Source organism: Paenisporosarcina sp. P5_A11 (genome assembly GCF_056400705.1).
On the sequence record NZ_JBFUKT010000310.1, the window covers coordinates 1 to 1,909 of the forward strand.

Consider the following 1,909-nt stretch of genomic DNA (forward strand, 5'->3'; position numbering starts at 1 on the left):
ATTCTATAAGGGACACATTCGCACCGCGAATGAGTGGCCGATAGCCCAAACAAAATATTCCAAACAATATCTGAATGGCGAAGAAATGTCCCTGCAGCATACCCCTGGTCAGAACGAAACCAGACTCACCTATAATGCCGAGCCCGGTGAGACAGAAAACAGTGATTTAAGATTTAAATTTACCGCTGACGAGGACATCGAGCTCACAGGAAATATGAAGCTCAAGCTCTGGGTCTCCGCCGAAGACACGGATGATATGGATATTTTTGTCGGCATTAAGAAGTATGACAGACGAGGCAATGAAGTGTTCCTGCCAGACTTTAACCATATTGAAAACGGGCAGGTGGCCAATGGATGGCTGAGAGTTTCCCATAGAGAGTTGGATCCTGAAAGATCTACTCCTTATCAGCCGGTACTTAAGCACAAGAGATTATTGAAGCTTAATAAAGGCGAGATTGTGCCAGTAGAAATTGAAATATTACCATCAAGCATTCTCCTAAGAGATGGAGAAAGTCTGGTGCTGGTTATAAAAGGAAGCGAGATAATCATCGAAGAAAACCCATCAGGTGATACAAGGCGTTATAGGCACACGGAAACAGTGAACAAAGGAATTCATTCGATTTATACCGGTGGAAAGTATGATTCATTCCTTCTGGTACCTGTGATTCCTAAGAAAGAATAGTGAAAGGCTGAGTCCCATCAATTGTTGTAAATTCCGCTGGAGGGATTCAGTGAAACCTTCTGCAGGTAAGTTAAAAATACGCTAAGCAGGTCATATACGAAGGCTTAGCGTTTTTTTTCGTTAACATGTTGACCGTATCCCTTTAAGGGGTGAAGGAATGTCTCGCAGAAAAAGGCGATAAAGATCTGGCTTCTATGAGTTGAATGATTGGTTTTGTATGAATTATTAATTCTTGATGTGGCATTGGGTTCACTTAGATCTTTACTTACGTAAGACTTTAGATTAAAGATAGAAAGGGTGATAAATCGTGTTTATTACCTATAAATCCTCTCGTGATGGAATTCTAGAAATAATAGAAAAGTTCGAGAAGGATTGCTGGATCAATATGACCGCACCGTCAAAAGAAGAATTGACAGAGGTATCTCAACTTTGTAATATCCCAATTGAATTCTTAAGAGATCCGTTAGATTTAGAAGAAAGTGCTCGGATTCAATATGATGAAGAGACGAATTGTACGTTAATTATTAATGATTTTCCAACTATTGATATGAATCACGGTCAATTTGATTCCTATATTACCATTCCTATTGGAATCATCTTAGGAACAGATTACATTGTTACGGTTTGCAACCAATCGACTAACTCTTTAGAAAATGTAATCAAGAAAAATGTTAATACTTCAATGAAGAGTCGTTTTGCATTAGAGATATTATTTTCAATTTCAACTCAGTATATAGAAAAATTAAAACAGCTCAACAAACAACGTCTTAAAATAGAGAATAATTTGCGTGATTCATTGACGAACAAGCAACTCTATGACCTAATGGGGATTGAAAAAAGTTTGGTTTATTTTCTCACATCATTGAAGGGTAATGGGGATATCATAATCAAATTATTTCGTACGAATTCCGTAAAGTTATACGAAGATGACAAAGATCTTCTAGAAGATATAAAAATTGAAAATAATCAAGGAATTGAGACCACAGAATTATATACAAGAATTTTGAACAGTATAACTGGGTCATATTCTTCGCTAATATCGAATGAATTGAATAATACAATGAAAACTCTTACTTTATTTACAGTCTTTTTAACACTTCCTACACTTGTATTTAGTTTTTTTGGTATGAATGTTACCTTACCTATTGCTGATCAGGATCCCTTCTCTTGGATGGTAATACTGATAATAGCATTAATTTTTATTGCCTTGATCGGATTGGCACTATG

General features: G+C 36.5%; 2 protein-coding genes. Both read left to right on the forward strand.

Translation table 11 applies throughout. The features are described 5' to 3' along the window. The coding region (locus tag AC1DOS_RS19765; RefSeq protein ID WP_477538860.1) for a CocE/NonD family hydrolase C-terminal non-catalytic domain-containing protein at positions 1–682 on the forward strand (682 nt) is incomplete at its 5' end. Between the two features lie 307 nt (positions 683–989). Next, positions 990–1,909: magnesium transporter CorA family protein (locus tag AC1DOS_RS19770; protein ID WP_477538861.1), on the forward strand; the 920-nt coding region annotated here is incomplete at its 3' end.